Raw genomic sequence first — 18,920 nt, forward strand, 5'->3', positions numbered from 1 at the left:
GCACCATGACCGTACGCAAGAACCAGGCCCGCCTGACCGCCGACGAGAAGAAGCGCTTCATCGACGCGCTGCTTGAGCTCAAGCGCAGCGGCCGGTACGACACCTTCGTCTCCACCCACAACGACTTCATCATGAGCGACACGGACAGCGGTGACCGCGTCGGCCACCGCTCACCGTCCTTCCTGCCCTGGCACCGCAGGTTCCTGCTCCAGTTCGAGCAGGCCCTCCAGTCCGTCGACGCGTCCGTCACCCTGCCGTACTGGGACTGGACGGTGGACCGCACGCCGGGCTCCTCCCTGTGGGCGCCCGACTTCCTCGGCGGCACCGGCCGCAGCCGCGACGGGCGGGTCATGGACGGGCCGTTCGCCGCATCCGGGGGCCGCTGGCCCATCAGCGTCCGTGTCGACGGCCGCGACTACCTGCGCCGCGCGCTCGGCGCCAACGGCCGCCAACTGCCCACCCGCGCCGAGGTGGACTCCGTCCTCGCCATGGAGACCTACGACATGGCGCCCTGGAACAGCTCCTCCGACGGCTTCCGCAACCACCTGGAGGGCTGGCGCGGCGTCAACCTGCACAACCGCGTCCATGTGTGGGTCGGCGGCCACATGGGCACCGGCGCGTCCCCGAACGACCCGGTGTTCTGGCTCCACCACGCCTTCATCGACAAGCTGTGGGCCGACTGGCAGGCCCTGCACCCCCGCTCCGGCTACCTCCCGGCCGCGGGCACCCCGAACGTCGTGGACCTGCGCGACACCATGCGCCCGTGGAACGACGTGACCCCGGCCGACATGCTCGACCACACCCGCCACTACACCTACGACACGGCGGCCTGACGCGCGGCGCCGGCGGGCCTGTACGGACGCGGAGCATCCGCCCCGGCCAGGCCCGCGACCGGGGACCGGGCGTCCGCCCCGGCCAGGCCCGCGACCCGGGCGAGGCGACGGTACGAGTCCAGCAGCGCGCCCCGGTCGTACGTACTGGTCGTCACCAGGATCTCGTCGGCGGCCGTCTCGGCGAGGACCTCCTCCAGCGCGACCCGCACCTGCTCCTCCGTCCCGTGGACGTGCCCGCGCAGCCCCGCCTCGTACAACTCCCGCTGCTTGCCGGTCATCGCCACGTCCGCGATCCGCTCCGGCGGCACGAGCGGCGGGAAGACGCCCCGGGTACGGGAGTACGCCAGGGACCACGCCTCCGGCGCCAGCAGCCGCGCCGCCTCCTCCTCGCTCGCGGCGACCGCCACCGTCCCCGCCACGACGACGTACGGCTCCTCGGCCCACACCGACGGGCGGAAGGCGGAACGGTACCGCTCGATCGCGGCGAGCACCTTCGCCCGCCCCTTCAGGTCGCCTATCACCAGCGGCAGCCCCGCGGCGGCGGCGATGTCCGCGCCCTCCCCGGTGGCCAGCACGTACGGCTCCACCCGCAGGCCCTCGGCCGGAAGGGCACGTACCCGGGCGCGGGCCGACGGCGCGCCCGTCCCGCGCCCTTCCGGGGGGCCGTCACCGGGCCCCCGGAAGTACCCCAGCAGCTCGTCCAGCTGCCCCGCGAAGTCGTCGGCGTCCTTTTTGTCCCGGCCCAGCGCACGCCGTATCCCGTCCGTGAAGGCCACCGAACGGCCCAGCCCCATGTCGATCCGGCCCGGGAAGAGGGACTCCAGCACCCCGAACTGCTCCGCCACCACCAAGGGTTGGTGGTTGGGCAGCATCACCCCGCCCGTGCCGACCCGGATGGTGCGCGTCGCCGCGGCCACGGCCGCCGCCAGCACGGTCGGGGCGGAGCCGGCCACCCCCGGCACGCCGTGGTGCTCGGACACCCAGAACCGGTGGTAGCCGAGCGCCTCCACCTCCCGGGCGAAGTCCACCGTGCCGCGCAGCGCCCCGGGGGCGTCCTGCCCCTCGCGGGTGCGGGAACGGTCCAGGACGGAGAAGCGGGCGGAGGCGATCGAAGAACTCACGCCCCTTACAACGTCTGTGCCGCGGCGGGATTCCCTACGCTGGGCCCGTGACAGGAAACAGCAGGCCCCTGGCCGTTTTCGACCTCGACAACACGCTCTCCGACGCCCGCCACCGGCAGCGCTTCCTGGAGCGCCGACCGCGCGACTGGGACGCCTTCTTCGCCGCCGCGCCACAGGACCCGCCGCTGGCCGAAGGCGTCGCGCTGTGCCGGGAGGCGGCCACCGACTGCGAGGTGGTCTACCTGACCGGCCGGCCCGAGCGGTGCCGCGAGGACACCGTGGCCTGGCTGGCCGCGCAGGGGCTGCCCGACGGCCGCCTCCACATGCGGCGCGACGATGACCGGCGGCCGGCGCTGCGCACCAAGCTGGACACGCTGCGGCGGCTGGCACGGAAGAGGGAGATCCGCGTGCTCGTCGACGACGACGAGCTGGTGTGCGACGAGGCCGAACGGGCGGGGTTCCGGGTCGTACGGGCCCGCTGGGCCGACAGCTCGCCGGAGCTGCGCGTCGCCCAGGAGAAGGAGGGCCGTACCTGACCCCCGCGGGTCACCGGTCAGGCGCCGTGCTCCGACGCCTCCTCCAGCCGGAAGCCGACCTTGATGCCGACCTGGTAGTGGGCGATCCGGCCGTTCTCGATGTTCCCCCTGACCTGCGTCACCTCGAACCAGTCGAGGTTGCGCAGCGTCTCCGACGCCCGCGCGATGCCGTTGCGCAGGGCGTCGTCCACCCCCTCGTGCGAGGTGCCGACGATTTCGGTGACGCGGTAGGTGTGGTGCGACATGGGGGTCTCCTCGTTCACCCGGTGGTCAGCACCGTCATGGGTGCCTCCCTTCCACCGTGCCGCACGCCGACGGGGTCCGCGAGGCGTCGGCCGACCGGACCACCGCTCACGGGTGCACGCTCGCCTCGCCGGTGACCCGGATGCCGACCGCGTCACCGGGCCGCACCGTGACCGGTCCGGCCGCGCGCACCTCCACCGGGCCGTCGAGCCCCGCGACGTCGACGGTGACCATGGCGTCGTGGCCGTGGAAGCGGACGTCGACGACCGTGCCCCGCGCGGGGGCCTGCGCCGGCTCCGCGGTGAGCCGCAGCTGCTCCGGGCGCAGCAGCACCATCCCCTCACAGGCCGGCGTGGGGCCCGTGACCGGGACCGGACCGAGGGCCGTCGCGGCCGTGCCGCCCTCGACGGTGCCGGGCACGACCACGGCGTCCCCGACGAAACCGGCCACCCACGGGTCGGCCGGGCGGCGGTACACCTCCTGCGGCGTACCGCACTGCGCGACCCGCCCGTCCCGTACGACCGCGACCAGGTCCGCCGTGGACAGCGCCTCCTGCTGGTCGTGCGTGACGAGGACGGCCGTGGCGCCCGTGGCGCGCAGCGCGGCCCGCACATCGGCGCGGACCCCCGCGCGCAGGGCGCTGTCGAGCGCGTTGAACGGCTCGTCCAGCAGCACCAGCTGCGGCTCGGGAGCCAGCGCGCGGGCCAGGGCGACGCGCTGCTGCTGGCCGCCGGACAGCTCGTGCGGCATCCGGCCCCCGTAGCCGCCGAGGCCGACGAGGTCCAGCATCTCCTCGGTGCGGCGGGCTCGTGCGCCCCGGTCGAGACCGGTCAGCCCGAAGGCGACGTTGCGCGCGACACTCAGGTGCGGGAAGAGCGCGCCCTCCTGTGGAACGATCCCGATCCGGCGGCGCTCCGGCGGCACCCGCGTGCCCGGTCCGCTCAGCACCCGGCCGCCGACCGCCACCGTGCCCGCGTCCGCCGCCAGGAAACCGGCGACGACCCGCAGCAGGGTTGTCTTGCCGCAGCCCGAAGGGCCGAGCACGGCGGCCAGGGCGCCGCCCGGCACGGTCAGGTCCAGGCCCTGCAGCACGGCGCCCTCCGGCCCGTACGCCTTGACCAGGCCCTCGATCCTCAGGTCGTCGGTCATGCGCGGTGCCTTCCGAGGAGGTAGGAGGGGACGGCGGCGAGCAGGATGAGGGCCGCCGCGTAGGGCGCCGCGGCGGCGAACGACCCCGCGCCCGTCTCCGTCCACAGCCGGGTCGCGAGGGTGTCCATGCCGGTGGGCCGCAGCAGCAGCGTGGCGGGCAGCTCCTTCATGCACACCACGAACGTGAGGGCCGCCCCGGCCGCGACACCGGGGGCGGCCAGCGGCACGGTCACCTCCCGCAGCACGCCCAGCGGCGTGCGCCCCAGGGCACGTACAGCGCCACGAGCAGCCCGCTTCCACCTCACCTCGGCCGGGCGGCGGGACCGCGTCCGCCACGTCCGGCGCAGCGTGCTGCGCATCGCCGTGCCCACCATGGCCTGGACGGCTCTGATGCTGCTCCTCACCGACGACTACGGGCTCCCCACCCTCTTCCTCTTCGAGAGCTTCCTCCCGCCGCGCCCCGACCACGTTCCGCCCTTCTGGTTCATCGAGGTCCTCCTCTTCACCCTGCTCGTCGTCGGCGCGCTGCTCACCCTCCCGGCCGTGGACCGGCTGGAGCGGCGCCACCCGTTCGGCCTGCCGATGGCGCTCATGGCGCTGGGGCTCCTCACGCGCTATGACGTGTTGGGCCTGCGCGACCGGATCCACCTGCCGTCGGCGGTCGTGGTGCCCTGGCTGTTCGCGCTGGGCTGGGCGGCGGCGAAGGCGGGCACGGTACGTCAGCGACTGCTCGTCACGGCCGCCGCCCTCGCCACCGTCCCGGGCTTCTTCGACGGCGAGCCGGCGCGCGAAGCCCTGATCGTGGCGGGGTTCGCCCTGCTCGTGTGGGTGCCGAGCCTGCCGAGTCTGCGGTCCGTCAACCGCGCGGCGGGCGTGCTGGCGGGCAGCTCGCTCCACATCTACGTGGTCCACTGGCAGGTCTTCCCGCGTATCGACCACCTCTCGGGCTGGGTGGCCCTCGGCGCGTCCCTCGCCGCCGGTATCGCGTACGCGGCCCTGGCCACCCGCGTCACCCGTGCGCTGCGCGCCGTGCGGCGCCGAAGGGCTTGACCCGCCCCTTGGTCCATACCAAAATCCAGCCATCACGCCCGTGGCGAACTCCCTTTCGCTTCCCCCCACGTCGGGTCCGCTCTCCGCATACGCAAAAGGTGACCTACGTGAAGAAGCGCATCCTCAGCTGCGCCGTCGCCCTGCTCGTGTCCCTGACCTCCGCCGGCTGCGGCCTCCTGCCCGACGACGAGGCGGGCACCCGCACGGTGCGGATCTGGTTGATGCGGGACAGCGTCTCGGACGACTTCCTGAAGCGGTTCACCGACGCGTACGAGAAGGAGCACTCCGTCGACCTGGAGATCACCTTCCAGGACTGGACCGGCATCGGCAGGAAGGTCACGGCCGCGCTGGGCAGCGACGAGGCGCCCGACGTCATCGAGGTCGGCAACACCCAGGTCGCGCAGTACGCCGAGACCGGGCTGCTGTACGACCTGACGCTGGAGTCCGTCCGGGACCTCGGCCACGAGGACTGGCTGCCCGGCCTCAAGGACCCCGGAAACGTCAGGGGCTCCCAGTACGGCATCCCCTGGTACGCCGCCAACCGCGTCGTCATCCACCGCAAGGACCTCTTCGCGCGGGCGGGCATCACGCAGCCGCCGAAGACCCGCGCCCAGTGGATCGAGGACACCGAGAAGCTCAACGGCGACGGCACGCACGGCCTCTACCTCTCCGGCCAGGACTGGTACACCCTCGCCGGGTTCATCTGGGACGAGGGCGGCGATCTCGCGGTCGACGAGGGCGGCGCGTGGACCGGCGCGCTGCACACCCCCGCCGCACTGCGGGGCATGGAGTTCTACAAGCGGCTCCAGGCACTCGGCCCGGGCCCCAAGGACGCGGACGAGCAGACGCCCCCGCAGGCCGACGTCTTCGCCAAGGGCGACGTCGCCCAGATCATCGCGCCGCCGAGCGCCGCCACGGCCATCCAGAAACGCAACCCCGCGCTCAAGGGCAAGCTCGGCTTCTTCCCGATCCCCGGCAGGACCGCCGACAAGCCGTGCGCCGTCTTCACGGGCGGCTCCGACCTCATCATCCCCGAGAAGGCCAGGCAGCGGGACTCGGCCATCGAGGTCGTCAAGGCCCTGGCGGGCGAGAAGTGGCAGACCGACCTCGCCCGCACCATGAACTACGTGCCCAACAAGCCGTCCCTGGCGTCCGTGGTCAGAAACCGGGAAGCCACCGCCGCCATGGCCGCGGGCGCGGCGCGGGGCCGGGCCACCCCCAACTCGCCCCAGTGGGCGGCCGTCGAGGAGGCCAACCCCATCAAGCCCTACATGACGGCCGTGCTGGAGGGCGAGGACGCCGAGCGGGCGGCCGAGACGGCGTCGGCCAGGATCACCAGCCTCCTCGCGAACGGCTGAGCCTGCGCACGAGGGGTTCCCGGAGGGCCGGGGGCGGCCACCCGTGCGGGGCGCGGTACGCGTCATTCAGCAGGCGCACATCCGCGCTCCGCCGGGCGGTCATGTCGAATCCAGCCGGTCACGGAAGAAGTAGGGGGCGGGCCTCCGTAGCGACGGCCCGCCCGGTTCCGTCCGCCCTTCCGTCCGGCCCAGGAGACCGCCATGCCCGCATCCCCCGCCACCCTCACGCCCGGCCCGCTCCCCGGCCCGCTCCCCGGCCCCGTACCGGCCCCCGCCGTCGGTGTCGGCTCCGACTCCGGCGCCGGCTCCGGTACCGGCCCGGCGCCCGCGTACGAGGCCGGTGACGGCCTGGCGGCGGACGGACCCCCGCTCCGGTACGTCGTCTCGCTCGCCCGCGAACAGGACGAGGTGCGGGCCGCCCAGCGGCTGCGCCACCAGGTGTTCGCCGGTGAGCTGGGCGCCCGGATCGACGGGCCCGAACCCGGTCTGGACAGCGACGCGTTCGACGCGTACTGCGACCACCTCCTGGTGCGGGAGGAGGCCACCGGCGAGGTCGTCGGCACCTACCGGCTGCTGCCGCCCGACCGCGCCCGTGTCGCCGGACGGCTCTACTCCGAGAGCGAGTTCGACCTGACCCGGCTCGCGCCCATCCGCGACGACCTCGTCGAGGTCGGCCGCTCCTGCGTCCACCCCGCCCACCGCAACGGCGCCGTCATCTCCCTCGTCTGGGCCGGCATCGCCCGCTACATGACCCGCACCGGTCACACCTGGCTCGCCGGCTGCTGCTCCGTCCCGCTCGCCGACGGCGGCGGCCTGGCCGCCGCCACCTGGGACACGGTCAAGGCCCGGCACCTGGCACCCGAGGAGTACTGGGTCACGCCGCACAAGCTCTGGTCAGCCGACACCACCACCCGCCCCGCCGCCCGCAACGAGCTCCCGCCGCTGCTGCGCGGCTACCTCCGCCTGGGCGCCTGGGTCTGCGGGGCACCCGCCCACGACGTCGACTTCGGCGTCGCCGACCTCTACGTCCTGCTGTCCCTGCGCCGCGCCAACCCCCGCTACCTGCGGCACTTCCTCTCCCTCGCCCCGGCGTGATGAACGCCTGGCTGCCCGCCGCGCCCTGCACGCCGCGCCACTGCGCCCGCACACCGGGAAGGGCGGCCTCCCGTCCCCGGGCCGTCGTGCGGCTGGTGGCCGGGATCCTGGCCGTGCTCGCCGGGGTGCTGCTCTCGCCGCTGACCGTGCCGCTCGGCCCGGCCGCCCGCCGACTCCTCACGCGGCTGTGGTGCCGGGCGGTGATCCGCGCCTTCGGCGTACGGCTGCGGATCGTCGGTACGCCCCGGGGCGGCCCGCACCTGGTGGTCGCCAACCACATCTCGTGGCTGGACATACCGCTCGTCGCCGCTGTCCTGCCCGGACGTATGCTCGCCAAGAGCGAGGTGCGGCGGTGGCCGGTGCTCGGCGCGCTCGCCGCCCGCGGCGGCACCCTCTTCCTCGACCGCGACCGGCTGCGCGCCCTGCCCGGCACGGTCCGGGAGCTCGCACGGGCGCTGAGCGGCGGCTCGCGCGTGGTCGTCTTCCCGGAGGGCTCGACCTGGTGCGGCCGTGCCCAGGGGCGGTTCCGCCCGGCGGCCTTCCAGGCCGCGCTGGACGCGGGCACCGGCGTACAGCCCGTGCGCATCGGCTACGACCCGGCAGGGCCGGCGGCGTTCGTCGGCGAGGACCCGCTGGCCGCCTCGCTGTGGCGGGTGGTGACGGCCGGCCGGCTGACCGCGGAGATCCGGATCCTGGACCCGGTTCCCGCCGGCCGCCACACCGACCGCCGTTCCCTGGCGCGGGCCGCCGAGGCGGCCGTCACCGGGACCGGCCGCCCGAGGGTCCCGCACACGGCCGCCCTGCACACCACCGCCGGACTTCACACCGCTGTCGCCAGCGACAGCGCGAACCGCCCTTCCCCGTCCGTCCACCAGCGGGCCAACTCCAGCCCGCAGCTCGCCAGTTCCGCGCGCACCCCCTCCTGACGGAACTTCGCCGACACCTCCGTACGCAGCTCCTCACCGGCCGCGAACGACACCGCCAGATCCAGCTCCCGGATCTTCACGGTCAGCGCCTCCCGCGCCCGCAGCCGCATCTCGATCCACTCGTTGTCCCGGTCCCACACCGCCACGTGGTCGAAGTCGCCGGGGTCCACGTCCGCACCGAGCTCCCGGGCGAGCACGGACAGGACGTTCTTGTTGAACTCCGCCGTCACGCCGGCCGCGTCGTCGTACGCCGCGATCAGCGTCCGCTCCTCCTTCACCAGGTCGGTGCCGAGCAGGAGCGCGTCACCGGGCGACAGCAGCGACCGCGCGGAGCGCAGGAACAGCCTCCGCTCCTCCGGCAGGAGGTTGCCGATCGTGCCGCCCAGGAAGGCGACGAGCCGGGGCCCCGGCGTGCCCGGCAGCGCGAGGCCCCGGGTGAAGTCGGCGACCAGGGCGTGCACCATCAGCCCGGGCCGCTCGGCGTTCAGCGCCTCGGCGGCGCCGCGCAGCGCGCTCTCGCTGACGTCCACCGGCACATAGTTCTCCAGCCCCGGCAGCAACGCGTCGATCAGATGGCGGGTCTTCTCCGAGGAGCCCGATCCGAGCTCCACCAGGGTGCGGGCCCCGGTCGCCGCGGCTATCTCCGATGCCCGGGCGATCAGGATCTCCCGCTCGGCGCGGGTCGGGTAGTACTCGGGCAGGCGGGTGATCTCCTCGAACAGTTCACTGCCCCGCGCGTCGTAGAACCATTTCGGCGGGAGCTCCTTGGGCGTGCGGGTCAGCCCGTGCAGGACGTCGGCGCGCAGATCGGCCTCGACGGCGTCCTCGGGCAGGGTGCGGGTCAACAGGAACGGGCTCACGCGGGGGGCTCCTTGAGCGGGGTGAGGGACACGTCGGTACGGCCGGCGGTGAGCAGGGTGCGGTCGGGCACCTCGCGCCAGCGGGGATCGTCGTCGTACGGCTCCGACGCCACGACCGTGCGGCGGCCGGGCCCGGTCAGGTACCAGAGGGTGTCGCCCCAGGCGGTGGCGGCGATCGTCACGCCGTCGGTGAGCAGCAGGTTCAGCCGCGACCCGGAGGCCGCCGCGGCCACCTCGTACACGGTGTCGGCCAGCGCCTCGCCCGGTTCGTCGCCGTCCCGGAGGCGGTGCAGGACCAGCGCCCACACGAGTGCGGAGTCGTTGCGGGCCTCCAGCGACAACAGCTCCTCGCCCGGCAGCCGCCGGGCGAGCGGCGTGAGGGAACCGGGCCACCCCCGCACCGCGCCGTTGTGGCTGAACAGCCAGGGTCCGGCGGCGTACGGCGCGGCGGCGGCCTCCGCGTCGGCGCCGGCCAGCGTGGCGTCCCGCACGGCGGCCAGCAGGGCCCCCGTACGAACCACCCGGGCCAGGTCCGCGAACGATAGGTCGGCCCAGATGGGTCCGGCGCGCCGGTAGCGGGCGGGCACGGGGTCCCCGTCCGCGTACCAGCCGACCCCGAAACCGTCGGCGTTCACCACACCGGAGCTCTGCCGGCGCGGCTCCCAGGATTGCCGGTACAGGCCGTGCGCGGGCTCCACCAGCACGTCCCCGAACGGCACGGCCGGGCCCAAATAGGCCAGGTGACGGCACATCAGGCGTCCCTCGCGGTGCGGAACCCGGAGAAGATCTGGCGGCGCACCGGCAGGTCCCAGTTGCGGAACGTACCCCGGCACGCCACCGGGTCGACGGCGAACGAGCCGCCCCGCAGTACCTTGTGCGCCGGGCCGAAGAAGACCTCGGAGTACTCCCGGTACGGGAAGGCGACGAAACCGGGGTAGGGGAGGAAGTCGCTGGACGTCCACTCCCACACGTCGCCGATCAACTGCCCCACCCCCAGCGGTGACCGCCCCGCCGGGTAGCCTCCCGCCGCCGCGGGGCGCAGGTGCCGCTGGCCGAGGTTGGCGTGCTCGGGCGTCGGGTCCTCGTCGCCCCAGGGGTAGCGCCGGGAGCGGCCCGTGGCCGGGTCGTGGCGCGCGGCCTTCTCCCACTCCTCCTCGGACGGCAGCCGACGCCCCGCCCACCGGGCGTACGCGTCGGCCTCGTACCAGCTGACGTGCAGCACCGGTTCGTCCTCGGGCACCGGTTCCACGACCCCGAAGCGCCGCCGCAGCCACTGCCCGCCCTCGCGGCGCCAGAACAGCGGCGCCCCGATGTCGTGCGCGCGGATCTGCGCCCAGCCCTCGGGGGCCCACCAGCGCTCGTCGTGGTAGCCGCCGTCGGCGATGAAGTGGAGGTAGGCGCCGTTGGTGACGGGCGCCGTGTCGATGAGGAAATCCGGTACCACGCGCGTGTGGGCCGGGCGTTCGTTGTCCAGCGCCCAGGGCTCGGCCGAGGTGCCCATGGTGAACGGCCCGCCGGGGACCCGCACTTCGGCCGGGAACCCGTCCGTATCGGTGGCCGGTGGCGGCTCGGGGGCCTGCAGCGCGGCGGGACCCCGGCGCAGCTGGTGGGTGATGAGCATCGTCTCGTCGTGCTGCTGCTCGTGCTGGGCGACCATCCCGAAGACGAACGCCGCGTCGACCAGCGGCCGACCCTCCAGTGGGGTGCGGTCGAGGACGTCGAGGACCCGGCCGCGTACGTCCGACGCGTACGCGCGGGCCTCCGACGGCGCAAGCAGCGGCAGCGAGGGGCGGGTCGCCCTCGGGTGTTCGAAGGCGTCGTAGACGGAGTCGATCTCGGGGCGCAGCGCCTCACGGCCGTCGACGGCACGCCACAGCCACTGCTCCTCCTGGTTGGAGATGTGGGCCAGGTCCCACACCAGCGGGGACATCAACGGAGAGTGCTGGGCGGTCAGTTCGCCGTCGTCGACGCAGTCGGTGAGCAGCGCGGTGCGCGCCCTGGCGGTGGTCAGCGCGTCGAGCGCCCGTCGCCGGAGCGTGTCGGGGTCGGTCATGTACGGACGTCCTTCCCGGAGGTCCCGGACGCTCCTGGTACGCAGGTGAGGTGGTCGTCGGCCGGACATCGGCCCGGTACGACACAGCGGTCGTGGAAGGCGGCCACCGCGTCCCGCACGGAGGTGTCGGCGCCGACGCGGGGCAGCGCCTCCAGGGCGAGCTCGAAGCAGGTGACGGCGGCGGCGTGGAGCGCCGGATGGGTCAGCCCGTCCCGGGCGGCGGCCGTCCACAGCGGGGCGCGCGGCGGGGCCATGGGCCCGGTGTCGTCCAGGAGGGGCTCGACGGCGCGGTACACCGCCTCGGCGGCCTCCGGGTCGTCGAACAGCGCGGCCGTGACGGCGAGCGGCACGATCCAGCCGTCCTCGCCGGGCTGGGCGTCGATCATGCGCAGCTCGATATGGCCGCGCGGCCGTACGGGCGGGAAGAGGGTGGACACGTGGTAGTCGAGATCCGCGCGGGTCGCGGGCCGGGGACCGCCACCGCGCAGCCAGTCCCGGAACGTCAGCCCGTCCGGGACCGCCCACGGCCCGTCGTCGCCCCGGACGCACATGACCGGCGTGTCCAGCACGTGCGCGGCCCACGCGGCGCGCGGATCCCCGGCGAGCGGCGGCGCCAGGACCCGTACCGGGTCGAGGTCCGACCACAACTGCTGCCGTGTGGAGCGCAGGCCGGTCCGGACGCCGTGGAGGCTGGGGGAGTTGGCGAAAGCGGCTATCAGGACCGGGCCCAGCGCGTGGGCGAGCCGCCAGCGCCGTGCGAATCCGAGGGGGCCCGGTTCCTCGTAACCGGCGTCCAGGGAGATCTGGAGGGCTGCCGAGTCGCGCATCATGGCACGCCCGGCGGGGCCGGAGCGGTCGAGGTAGGTCTCCATGGCGTCGTACCGCGGCTCGTGCAGCAGACGCGGGCGCGGGGGCTGCCACGGGTCGATGCCGTAACCGGCGAGGGCGAGATCCATGGCGCGCAGCGCGGTGCGCACGGCCGTCAGATCGGCCGAGACGGTGGTGAGGCACTCCGTGAGGGACGCGGCGGGTGGCGAGCTGAGCTCCAGCTGTCCGCCGGGTTCGAAGGTGAGCGCCGACTTCAGCGGCAGGGACCGCAGCGTGGTGAACGCGGTGCGCAACCGGTCGGTGGAGACGGTGAGTTGCGGGACGTGCAATTCATGGACGAACCATTCCAGTTCGACCCCGGTGATGCGAGGCGGGCCCGTCTTGAAACAGATGCACCGCAACAGGTCCTCGGCCTCGTCCGCGGAGAGCGGCGTGCCGCCCTCCGGAAAGTCGCACGGTGGCATGATGGCTCCCTGGCGTCGAAGGCTTCCCCTACCACCTAAAGCCACCGCTGTCCGTTCGCACAAGAGCGCCCCGCAGGACGGCTCCGGACCCGCCGGACGTGGGGACCGGGGAGGGAAAACGGGTTGCCGCGCGCTCGATTGATCATCGACCATGCCGGGTATGAGTGCACGTTTGCGGGAGACCGCGCGAAGGACTGAGGAGATTGTCGCGGCAGGCCGGTACGACGCCCCTGGGGGCTCCCGCGCCGAAGGCCATGGGGGAGGCCGCGAGGTCACCATCGGCCCCGCCGTGGCCGCCGCCCTGGCCGGCACCCGGATGTTCGGCCCCGAACCCCTCCCGGTCACCCCCGACACCGACCGGACCACCCGTATCGAGGTCACCGGCGAGTCCAGCCTGGAGGCCGCGCGCCGCCTCACCGGCGCCGCCCCCGACCGCCCGGTCGCCGTCCTCAACTTCGCGTCCGCCCGCAACCCCGGCGGCGGCTACCTCAACGGCGCGCAGGCGCAGGAAGAGGCGGTGTGCCGCGCCTCCGCGCTCTACGCCACCCTCCTGCGCGCCCCCGAGTTCTACGACCACCACCGCACCGAGCGCAGCCCCTTCTACACCGATCGCGTCATCCACTCACCGGGCGTGCCCGTCTTCCGCGACGACCGGGGGCGGCTCCTGGACTCTCCGTACACGGTCGGCTTCCTCACCTCGCCCGCGCCGAACGCGGGCGTCATCCGCAGCCGCATGCCCGAGGAGGCCCACCGGATACCGGCGGCGCTCACCTCGCGCGCCGAGCGCGTGCTGGAGACGGCCGTGGCGGGCGGCTACCGGCGTCTGGTGCTGGGGGCGTGGGGGTGCGGGGTGTTCCGCAACGACCCGGCGCGGGTGGCGGGGGCGTTCCGGTCGCTGCTGACGGGCCGGGGCCGGTTCGCGGGCCACTTCGACGAGATCGTCTTCGCGGTACTGGACCGCACGGCGGGGGCGACGACGCTCGGGGCCTTCCGGGACGCCTTCGCGGACAGCGCCCAGGCGTATTGACCACGGGCGGGGTCGGCCCCCTCCCCGCCGGAGCCGTCCGGCAGGCGGCTGCCAGTGCCCCCTGCCATGCTGGTGCAGGCGCCGAGATCCGGCCCCCGGGCGGCCGGATGGCGTCATGCCCCGCGCGATCGGAGAACCCGCCATGCTGACGACCGAGTACGTCCCCGGCGCCCCGAACTGGATCGACCTGGGGGCTCCGGACGTCGACGCCGCCGTCGCCTTCTACTCCGCGGTGTTCGGCTGGACCTTCCAGTCCGCCGGCCAGGACGCCGGGGGATACGGCTTCCTCCAGCTCGACGGCCGGACGGTGGGCGCCGTCGGCCCGCTGATGCAGGAGGGCACCCCGTCCGCCTGGACGACGTACTTCATGACGACGGACGCGGACGCCACGCTGGACGCGGTGCGGCAGGCGGGCGGCTCCGTGCGCGCCGAGCCGATGGACGTCTTCACGGCCGGCCGGTCGGCCGCCTTCACCGACCCGACGGGCGCCGACTTCGCCGTGTGGCAGCCGGGGGACATCACGGGGCTTGATCTGGTCATGGAGCCGAACGCCCTGTGCTGGACCGAGCTGGCCACCACCGACGCCGCCGCCGCGAAGGACTTCTACCGCGCGGTCTTCTCCTGGGAGTACCAGGACATGGACATGAGCGGCGACGCGGTCTACAGCGTCGTCTCCGCCCCCGACCGTGGCGCGGAGGCGGACCCGGGGCAGGGCGGCATCATCCGCCTGTCGAAGGAGAACGTACTCGCCGGGGCGACGTCCGAGTGGCACCCGTACTTCGGCGTGCTCGACTGCGACGCCGTCTTCGGCGGCGCGACCGGCCTGGGCGCGACGCCGGTCATGCCGCCGACCGGCGTGCCCGGCGTCGGCCGGATCGCCCTGCTGAAGGACCCGGCCGGCGCCCTGTTCGCCCTGATCAAGGGCGATCCCTCCACGACGTGAACGGCCGGCGTCGGATCCAGCCCTCCGGCGCCGTCATGAAGCCGTCCAAGTCGTCCAAGTCGCCCCGGTGGGCCACCGTCTCGTACGTGCCAACGGCGGTACGGATCAGCGAACCCACCCGGCGACGCGTACGGCAGGCCGCCGAGGAGCTCGGGTACGTACCGCACGCCGCCGCCCGCAGCCTGCGCGCCGGCCACACCCGGATCGTGCTCCTGCCCACCGCGCACGTCCCGGTCGGCCCCCTCTACAGCCGCTTCCTCGACGAATTCCAGTGGTCCCTGCGCCGACTGGACTACACCGTCGTCCAGTACGGCAGCACCGGCCTCGACGGCGACGAGGCGGCCCGCGCCTGGGCGGAACTGCGCCCGGTCGCGGTGGTGTCGTTCGGCGAGGTGGCGCTGACCCCGCACGGGGTCGACGTCCTCAAGCGCTCCGGCGCGCGGGCCGTCATCACGCTCGGTCCACGACCCGTCGAGGGCGCCCACACGCTCGCCATGGACCAGCGGGACGTGGGCGCGAGCGCGTGCGCCCACCTGCTGGAGCGCGGCCACCGGCGCATCGGCGTGGTGGTGCCCGAGGAGCCGGGCCTGGAGATGTTCTCCGGCCCGCGGCTCGAAGGCGCGCGCACCGCCGCCGCAGGGACGGACGCAGTGATCGAGCCGTTGGCCCTCGCGTACACCGAGGAGTCGGCCGCCGCCCTCGCGTCCCGCTGGCCCGCCCTGGGCCTGGACGCCGTCTTCGCGTACAACGACGAGTACGCCATGCTCCTGATGCGCGCCCTCCAGGACGCGGGCGTCGGCATCCCCGGAGACACGGCCGTCATGGGCGCCGACGACCTGCTCCTGGGCGGGCTGCTCCGGCCCCGGCTGTCCACGGTCCGCATCGCGATGGAGACCGGGCAGCGGCTGGCGGAACTGGTCGACCGGGTCGTCCGCGACCCCGACGGGGCCCCGGAGCGGCACGACCTCATGGCCGTGCGGGTCGTCGCACGCGAGTCCACCTGAGCGGCCCCGCTCCCGCCCGGACGGACAGAGGGCAAGCCCGGATGGCCCGCCGAGCGCCGCTGAGGTGCGCGCCCGGCCGAACGTCTCTAGCGTCACCTGCATGAGCACCGTTCCCCAGCGCTTCGAGATCCTGGTCGTACCCGAACACGTCGAGGGGCGTGACTCGGCCCACCTCGCGGAGGCCGCCATCCGCTCGGGCGTGGTGCGCGCCACCGGCCGTACCGGCGTGTCCGGCTACCCCCGCTACGTCGGCGACGGCATGGAGGCCGAGATCGACCCCGAGACCCGCACCGTCGAGGCGCTCCTGGTGGACGGTGCCGAGCTGGACTACGGGCTGTCGGCGCGCGTCTCGGACCGTACCGACCTGTGAGGCCTCTCCCCGCGGTCCGGGAGGACATTGACAGGGGAGGGGTCCGGAAGGACACTCGGCTGCTGAGGTCAGGGCGAAGATAACTTCACCTGGCGAACAACCGAGGTGACGTGGGAGTACCCGATGAGCATCCGCGACGTCTACATCGTCGACGCCGTCCGCACGCCGATCGGCAAGTTCGGGGGCGCCCTCGCCTCCGTACGACCGGACGACCTCGCCGCACACGTCGTCAAGGCGCTCGTGGACCGCACCCCGGACCTGGACCCGGCCCGCGTCGACGACGTCTACTTCGGCGACGCCAACGGCGCCGGCGAGGACAACCGAGACGTCGCCCGCATGGCCGTGCTCCTGGCCGGACTCCCCGTGTCCGTCCCCGGGGTCACCCTCAACCGTCTGTGCGGTTCCGGCCTCGAAGCCGTCATCCAGGCCGCCCGCGCCATCGCGCTCGGCGACGCCTCCGTCGTGCTGGCGGGCGGCGTCGAGTCGATGTCCCGCGCGCCTTGGGTACTGCAGAAGCCGGAACGCGCCTTCCCCGCCGGGCACCAGCAGCTCCACTCCACCACCCTCGGCTGGCGCATGACCAACCCGAAGATGCCCGCCGAGTGGACCGTCTCGCTCGGCGAGGGCGCCGAACAGGTCGCCGACAAGCACGCCCTCACCCGCGAACAGCAGGACGCCTTCGCCCTCGCCAGCCACCGCCAGGCCGCCGACGCCTGGGCGAGGGGCCTCTACGACGGTGAGGTCGTGCCGTACGACGGGGTCGAGCTCACCCGCGACGAGTGCGTCCGCGACAGCACGTCGATGGAGGCCCTGGCCAAGCTCAAGCCGTCGTTCCGCCCGGACGGGACGGTCACGGCCGGCAACGCCTCGCCCCTCAACGACGGCGCCGCCGCCCTGCTCCTCGTCGACGAGGAGGGCCTGCGCGCCTGCGGCCGGGAGCCGCTGGCCCGTATCCGCACCTCCGCCGTCACCGGCATCGAGCCGCAGCTCTTCGGCCTGGGCCCGGTCGAGGCGGTCCAGCGGGCACTCACCAAGGCCGGCCGCACCTTCGCCGACCTGACCACCTTCGAGCTCAACGAGGCGTTCGCCGCGCAGTCGCTCGGGTGCCTCGCCGAGTGGCCGGAGCTCGACCCGGCCGTGGTCAACCCGCGCGGCGGGGCCATCGCCATCGGCCACCCGCTCGGCGCCTCCGGCGCCCGGCTGGCGGGGGCGGTCGCCCACCAACTGGCCGCCGCGGGCTCCGGGACCGGCCTCGCGGCGCTGTGCATCGGGGTGGGCCAGGGGCTGGCACTGGTGCTGGAACGCTGAGCCTCACCGCGCAGCCGGACGGCCGCTCGCCGCCCGACCCGGCACCCGCGAACGGATCACCGCCCGGCCGCCGCGCAACCCGGCACCGGCTCGGCTGACCGCTGCCGGGCCGCGGGTCAGGCCTGTGCCTGCGGCCCGCCGCCCTTAGCCTCGGCCTCCTTGATGGACTGACGCACCTCATCCATGTCCAGCCGGCGGGCCTGCCCGATCACGTCCTCCAGGGCGGCCTCGGGCAGCGCCCCGGGCTGGGCGAAGATGGCGACGTTGTCGCGCACGACCATCAGGGTCGGGATCGACTGGATCTGGAAGGCCGCGGCCAGCTCCGGCTGCGCCTCCGTGTCGACCTTGGCGAACACCAGATCCGGGTGGCGCTCGGACGCCTGCTCGTACACCGGGGCGAACTGGCGGCACGGCCCGCACCACTCGGCCCAGAAGTCGATCAGGACGAAGTCGTTGTCACTGACCACCTGATCGAAATTGTCCTTGGTGAGCTCCAGAGTGCTCATGCTGCCTACCTCTTCCCGGTCCGTCGGTATGGGCCCAGGACAACCGTGCCCGGGGCCCGCCCTATTCCGACTGCCCATGTGGCCAGGGAGCACACGTCAGCACTTCACGGCCGCCTGGGAAGCGGCGATGGCCTGGTCCAGCGCTTCCAGCTGCGGCCGGAGCCGCTCGGTGGCCGACGCCCCCGTGGTGTCGCGGGGGAGGCCGTCGATGGCCCGGGAGAGGTCGTCGTACGCGTCCGAGATCGCCCCGGCCTTCGCCTTCCGCACCCGCTCAGCGCTCCGCGTCACGACGTCGAGGGCGTGGGAGACGTCTTCGCGCAAGTCCCTGATGTCGTCGATGCCGGCCGTCGCCGGACTGAGGTCGGACAGCTCCCCGGCGTCCATCCGCAGGCCGCCGAGGTCCTCGCACAGCGTGTCGGCGGCGACGCGCGCCTCCAGGTCGGGCGGCACCCGGTCGCCGGCGCAACCGGACAGGACGAGGACACCTGCCGTGAGCAGGGAAACGGCCGCCGCACGCACAGCGGGGGAGTGACGGTTGCGGTGTCCCATGTCCCCATGCAAAGCCCGGCCGGGGCGGCGTGCTCGCGGGTGAGGCCGAACGGGTGATGCCCGCCCGTCGATGCCGCGGCCGGACGGGGCCCGCCGCCCCGGTCAGGCGGGCTGCAGTCCCGGCGAGCTCGCCGACGTGACGAAGGACGCGGCGGTCGCGAGCGTTCCACCGGGCGTGGTGACGCCGGAGACGGTCTTGAAGGCGGCGTGGGCCTGCGTCGTCCCGAGCCTGACGACGGTGTAGCCGCGGCGCCCGTTGTAGAACTTCATATGGGGGTTGGCCTGCGTCAGACTCTCCCAGTTGGCGGGCCGGTCGATGCCGTCCCGACCGCTGGTGAGGGACGTCGTGGAGAACTCCGTACCGACCGTGCGGGACGCCGGATTGTCGAAGTCGGCCTTCAGGTCGAAGGCGTACGCCACGTGCGAGTCACCGGACAGCAGCATCAGGTTCCGCACGCCCGCTGCCTGTGCGCCGTCGAGGACGCGTTGGCGGGAGGCGGGGTAGCCGTCCCAGGCGTCCATGGAGAGTTTGTAGTCGGGGGTGGGGACGTTGCGCCGCTGGGCGAAGGTGACCTGTTGGGGTACGACGTTCCATACGGCGTTGGAGTTCTTCCAGCCGTCGATGAGCCACCGTTCCTGTTCGGCGCCGGTCATGGTGCGGGCGGGGTCCTCGGATTCGGGGCCGGGGGTCTGCCAG

The 18,920-nt window shown here is 73.8% G+C and carries 21 protein-coding genes and 1 pseudogene; 11 read left to right on the forward strand and 11 right to left on the reverse strand.

Annotation, left to right across the window (positions count from 1 at the left end; genetic code table 11):
* Positions 1-5: 5 nt before the first annotated feature.
* Positions 6-833: a tyrosinase family protein gene (locus ABZZ38_RS17855; RefSeq protein ID WP_356740617.1), complete on the forward strand. Its 828-nt coding sequence runs from the start codon at positions 6-8 to the stop codon at positions 831-833.
* Here the strand turns inward: ABZZ38_RS17855 and ABZZ38_RS17860 are convergent.
* Complete coding sequence (locus ABZZ38_RS17860; protein WP_356740619.1) at positions 815-1,954, reverse strand: MsnO8 family LLM class oxidoreductase; 1,140 nt, start codon at positions 1,952-1,954, stop codon at positions 815-817. The genes ABZZ38_RS17855 and ABZZ38_RS17860 overlap by 19 nt on opposite strands.
* A 47-nt stretch (positions 1,955-2,001) precedes the next feature.
* On the opposite strand from ABZZ38_RS17860, the gene ABZZ38_RS17865 reads away from it, so the two are divergent.
* Entirely contained in the window at positions 2,002-2,490 is a 489-nt protein-coding gene (locus tag ABZZ38_RS17865; RefSeq protein WP_356740621.1) for an HAD family acid phosphatase, read from the forward strand.
* A 17-nt stretch (positions 2,491-2,507) separates the two neighbouring features.
* On the opposite strand, the gene ABZZ38_RS17870 is transcribed toward ABZZ38_RS17865, so the two are convergent.
* The 3 genes and pseudogenes from ABZZ38_RS17870 to ABZZ38_RS17880 form a co-directional block, all read right to left on the reverse strand.
* Entirely contained in the window at positions 2,508-2,735 is a 228-nt protein-coding gene (locus ABZZ38_RS17870; protein WP_356740623.1) for a dodecin, read from the reverse strand.
* 106 nt (positions 2,736-2,841) lie between these two features.
* A complete protein-coding gene (locus ABZZ38_RS17875) occupies positions 2,842-3,882 on the reverse strand; it encodes an ABC transporter ATP-binding protein (RefSeq protein ID WP_356740625.1) in 1,041 nt (346 codons plus the stop codon).
* Positions 3,879-4,154 (reverse strand): annotated as a pseudogene (locus ABZZ38_RS17880) (iron ABC transporter permease); the annotation flags it as partial. The gene ABZZ38_RS17875 and the pseudogene ABZZ38_RS17880, both read right to left, overlap by 4 nt.
* On the opposite strand from ABZZ38_RS17880, the gene ABZZ38_RS17885 reads away from it, so the two are divergent.
* The 4 genes from ABZZ38_RS17885 to ABZZ38_RS17900 all read left to right on the forward strand — a co-directional run bounded on the left by ABZZ38_RS17885 (position 4,051) and on the right by ABZZ38_RS17900 (position 8,311).
* Positions 4,051-4,932, forward strand: coding sequence for an acyltransferase family protein (locus ABZZ38_RS17885; RefSeq protein WP_356740627.1), 882 nt, complete (start codon positions 4,051-4,053; stop codon positions 4,930-4,932). The pseudogene ABZZ38_RS17880 and the gene ABZZ38_RS17885 sit on opposite strands and share 104 nt — an antisense overlap.
* 107 nt (positions 4,933-5,039) lie before the next feature.
* The gene (locus tag ABZZ38_RS17890) at positions 5,040-6,290 is read left to right on the forward strand and encodes an extracellular solute-binding protein (RefSeq protein ID WP_356740629.1); all 1,251 of its coding nucleotides are present in this window, start codon (positions 5,040-5,042) and stop codon (positions 6,288-6,290) included.
* Positions 6,291-6,491: 201 nt separating this feature from the next.
* Positions 6,492-7,385, forward strand: a complete 894-nt coding sequence (locus tag ABZZ38_RS17895) for a GNAT family N-acyltransferase (protein WP_356740631.1) — start codon at positions 6,492-6,494, stop codon at positions 7,383-7,385.
* Complete coding sequence (locus tag ABZZ38_RS17900) at positions 7,385-8,311, forward strand: lysophospholipid acyltransferase family protein (protein ID WP_356740633.1); 927 nt, start codon at positions 7,385-7,387, stop codon at positions 8,309-8,311. The genes ABZZ38_RS17895 and ABZZ38_RS17900 overlap by 1 nt, the downstream gene beginning before the upstream one ends.
* On the opposite strand, the gene egtD is transcribed toward ABZZ38_RS17900, so the two are convergent.
* From egtD to egtA, 4 genes are read right to left on the reverse strand one after another with little or no spacing between them, the layout of a single operon-like run.
* Positions 8,206-9,171: an L-histidine N(alpha)-methyltransferase gene (gene egtD, locus ABZZ38_RS17905; protein ID WP_356740635.1), complete on the reverse strand. Its 966-nt coding sequence runs from the start codon at positions 9,169-9,171 to the stop codon at positions 8,206-8,208. The two genes, ABZZ38_RS17900 and egtD, sit on opposite strands and share 106 nt — an antisense overlap.
* Positions 9,168-9,923: an ergothioneine biosynthesis protein EgtC gene (gene egtC, locus ABZZ38_RS17910; RefSeq protein WP_356740637.1), complete on the reverse strand. Its 756-nt coding sequence runs from the start codon at positions 9,921-9,923 to the stop codon at positions 9,168-9,170. The genes egtD and egtC overlap by 4 nt, the downstream gene beginning before the upstream one ends.
* Entirely contained in the window at positions 9,923-11,224 is a 1,302-nt protein-coding gene (gene egtB, locus ABZZ38_RS17915; RefSeq protein WP_356740639.1) for an ergothioneine biosynthesis protein EgtB, read from the reverse strand. Before egtB ends, egtC begins: the two co-directional genes overlap by 1 nt.
* Positions 11,221-12,516 (reverse strand): ergothioneine biosynthesis glutamate--cysteine ligase EgtA, encoded by a 1,296-nt coding sequence (gene egtA / locus ABZZ38_RS17920; RefSeq protein ID WP_356740641.1) that lies wholly within the window; start codon positions 12,514-12,516, stop codon positions 11,221-11,223. The genes egtB and egtA overlap by 4 nt, the downstream gene beginning before the upstream one ends.
* A gap of 160 nt (positions 12,517-12,676) precedes the next feature.
* On the opposite strand from egtA, the gene ABZZ38_RS17925 reads away from it, so the two are divergent.
* The 5 genes from ABZZ38_RS17925 (at position 12,677) to ABZZ38_RS17945 (ending at position 17,168) form a co-directional block, all read left to right on the forward strand.
* Positions 12,677-13,543 (forward strand): TIGR02452 family protein, encoded by an 867-nt coding sequence (locus tag ABZZ38_RS17925; RefSeq protein ID WP_356740643.1) that lies wholly within the window; start codon positions 12,677-12,679, stop codon positions 13,541-13,543.
* A gap of 142 nt (positions 13,544-13,685) precedes the next feature.
* Positions 13,686-14,486 carry a VOC family protein gene (locus ABZZ38_RS17930; RefSeq protein ID WP_356740645.1) on the forward strand — a complete coding sequence of 267 codons (801 nt, stop codon included), beginning with the start codon at positions 13,686-13,688 and terminating at the stop codon, positions 14,484-14,486.
* Between the two features lie 35 nt (positions 14,487-14,521).
* Complete coding sequence (locus tag ABZZ38_RS17935) at positions 14,522-15,490, forward strand: LacI family DNA-binding transcriptional regulator (RefSeq protein WP_356740657.1); 969 nt, start codon at positions 14,522-14,524, stop codon at positions 15,488-15,490.
* 100 nt (positions 15,491-15,590) lie between these two features.
* Entirely contained in the window at positions 15,591-15,860 is a 270-nt protein-coding gene (locus ABZZ38_RS17940; RefSeq protein ID WP_356740647.1) for a hypothetical protein, read from the forward strand.
* Between the two features lie 123 nt (positions 15,861-15,983).
* On the forward strand, positions 15,984-17,168 hold the full coding sequence (locus ABZZ38_RS17945) for a thiolase family protein (RefSeq protein ID WP_356740649.1): 1,185 nt from the start codon (positions 15,984-15,986) through the stop codon (positions 17,166-17,168).
* Positions 17,169-17,284: 116 nt separating this feature from the next.
* On the opposite strand, the gene trxA is transcribed toward ABZZ38_RS17945, so the two are convergent.
* From trxA to ABZZ38_RS17960, 3 genes are all read right to left on the reverse strand, one after another.
* On the reverse strand, positions 17,285-17,674 hold the full coding sequence (trxA, locus tag ABZZ38_RS17950; protein WP_356740651.1) for a thioredoxin: 390 nt from the start codon (positions 17,672-17,674) through the stop codon (positions 17,285-17,287).
* 96 nt (positions 17,675-17,770) lie between these two features.
* A complete protein-coding gene (locus ABZZ38_RS17955; RefSeq protein ID WP_356740653.1) occupies positions 17,771-18,223 on the reverse strand; it encodes a hypothetical protein in 453 nt (150 codons plus the stop codon).
* A gap of 102 nt (positions 18,224-18,325) precedes the next feature.
* A partial coding sequence (locus tag ABZZ38_RS17960) for an alkaline phosphatase D family protein (protein ID WP_356740655.1) occupies positions 18,326-18,920 on the reverse strand: 595 nt, incomplete at its 5' end.

Origin of the sequence: Streptomyces sp. NPDC006368, assembly GCF_040612535.1 — a bacterium.
GTDB lineage: Bacteria > Actinomycetota > Actinomycetes > Streptomycetales > Streptomycetaceae > Streptomyces.

Excerpts from the sequence above, each read along its gene's own strand:
- ABZZ38_RS17855 (WP_356740617.1), top strand. The coding sequence starts at position 6 with ATGACCGTACGCAAGAACCAGGCCCGCCTGACCGCCGACGAGAAGAAG.
- ABZZ38_RS17870 (WP_356740623.1), bottom strand. The coding sequence starts at position 2,735 with ATGTCGCACCACACCTACCGCGTCACCGAAATCGTCGGCACCTCGCAC.
- ABZZ38_RS17875 (WP_356740625.1), bottom strand. The coding sequence starts at position 3,882 with ATGACCGACGACCTGAGGATCGAGGGCCTGGTCAAGGCGTACGGGCCG.
- ABZZ38_RS17885 (WP_356740627.1), top strand. The coding sequence starts at position 4,051 with ATGCACACCACGAACGTGAGGGCCGCCCCGGCCGCGACACCGGGGGCG.
- ABZZ38_RS17895 (WP_356740631.1), top strand. The coding sequence starts at position 6,492 with ATGCCCGCATCCCCCGCCACCCTCACGCCCGGCCCGCTCCCCGGCCCG.
- ABZZ38_RS17900 (WP_356740633.1), top strand. The coding sequence starts at position 7,385 with ATGAACGCCTGGCTGCCCGCCGCGCCCTGCACGCCGCGCCACTGCGCC.
- egtC (WP_356740637.1), bottom strand. The coding sequence starts at position 9,923 with ATGTGCCGTCACCTGGCCTATTTGGGCCCGGCCGTGCCGTTCGGGGAC.
- egtB (WP_356740639.1), bottom strand. The coding sequence starts at position 11,224 with ATGACCGACCCCGACACGCTCCGGCGACGGGCGCTCGACGCGCTGACC.
- egtA (WP_356740641.1), bottom strand. The coding sequence starts at position 12,516 with ATGCCACCGTGCGACTTTCCGGAGGGCGGCACGCCGCTCTCCGCGGAC.
- ABZZ38_RS17925 (WP_356740643.1), top strand. The coding sequence starts at position 12,677 with ATGAGTGCACGTTTGCGGGAGACCGCGCGAAGGACTGAGGAGATTGTC.
- ABZZ38_RS17930 (WP_356740645.1), top strand. The coding sequence starts at position 13,686 with ATGCTGACGACCGAGTACGTCCCCGGCGCCCCGAACTGGATCGACCTG.
- ABZZ38_RS17935 (WP_356740657.1), top strand. The coding sequence starts at position 14,522 with ATGAAGCCGTCCAAGTCGTCCAAGTCGCCCCGGTGGGCCACCGTCTCG.
- ABZZ38_RS17940 (WP_356740647.1), top strand. The coding sequence starts at position 15,591 with ATGAGCACCGTTCCCCAGCGCTTCGAGATCCTGGTCGTACCCGAACAC.
- ABZZ38_RS17945 (WP_356740649.1), top strand. The coding sequence starts at position 15,984 with ATGAGCATCCGCGACGTCTACATCGTCGACGCCGTCCGCACGCCGATC.
- trxA (WP_356740651.1), bottom strand. The coding sequence starts at position 17,674 with ATGAGCACTCTGGAGCTCACCAAGGACAATTTCGATCAGGTGGTCAGT.
- ABZZ38_RS17955 (WP_356740653.1), bottom strand. The coding sequence starts at position 18,223 with ATGGGACACCGCAACCGTCACTCCCCCGCTGTGCGTGCGGCGGCCGTT.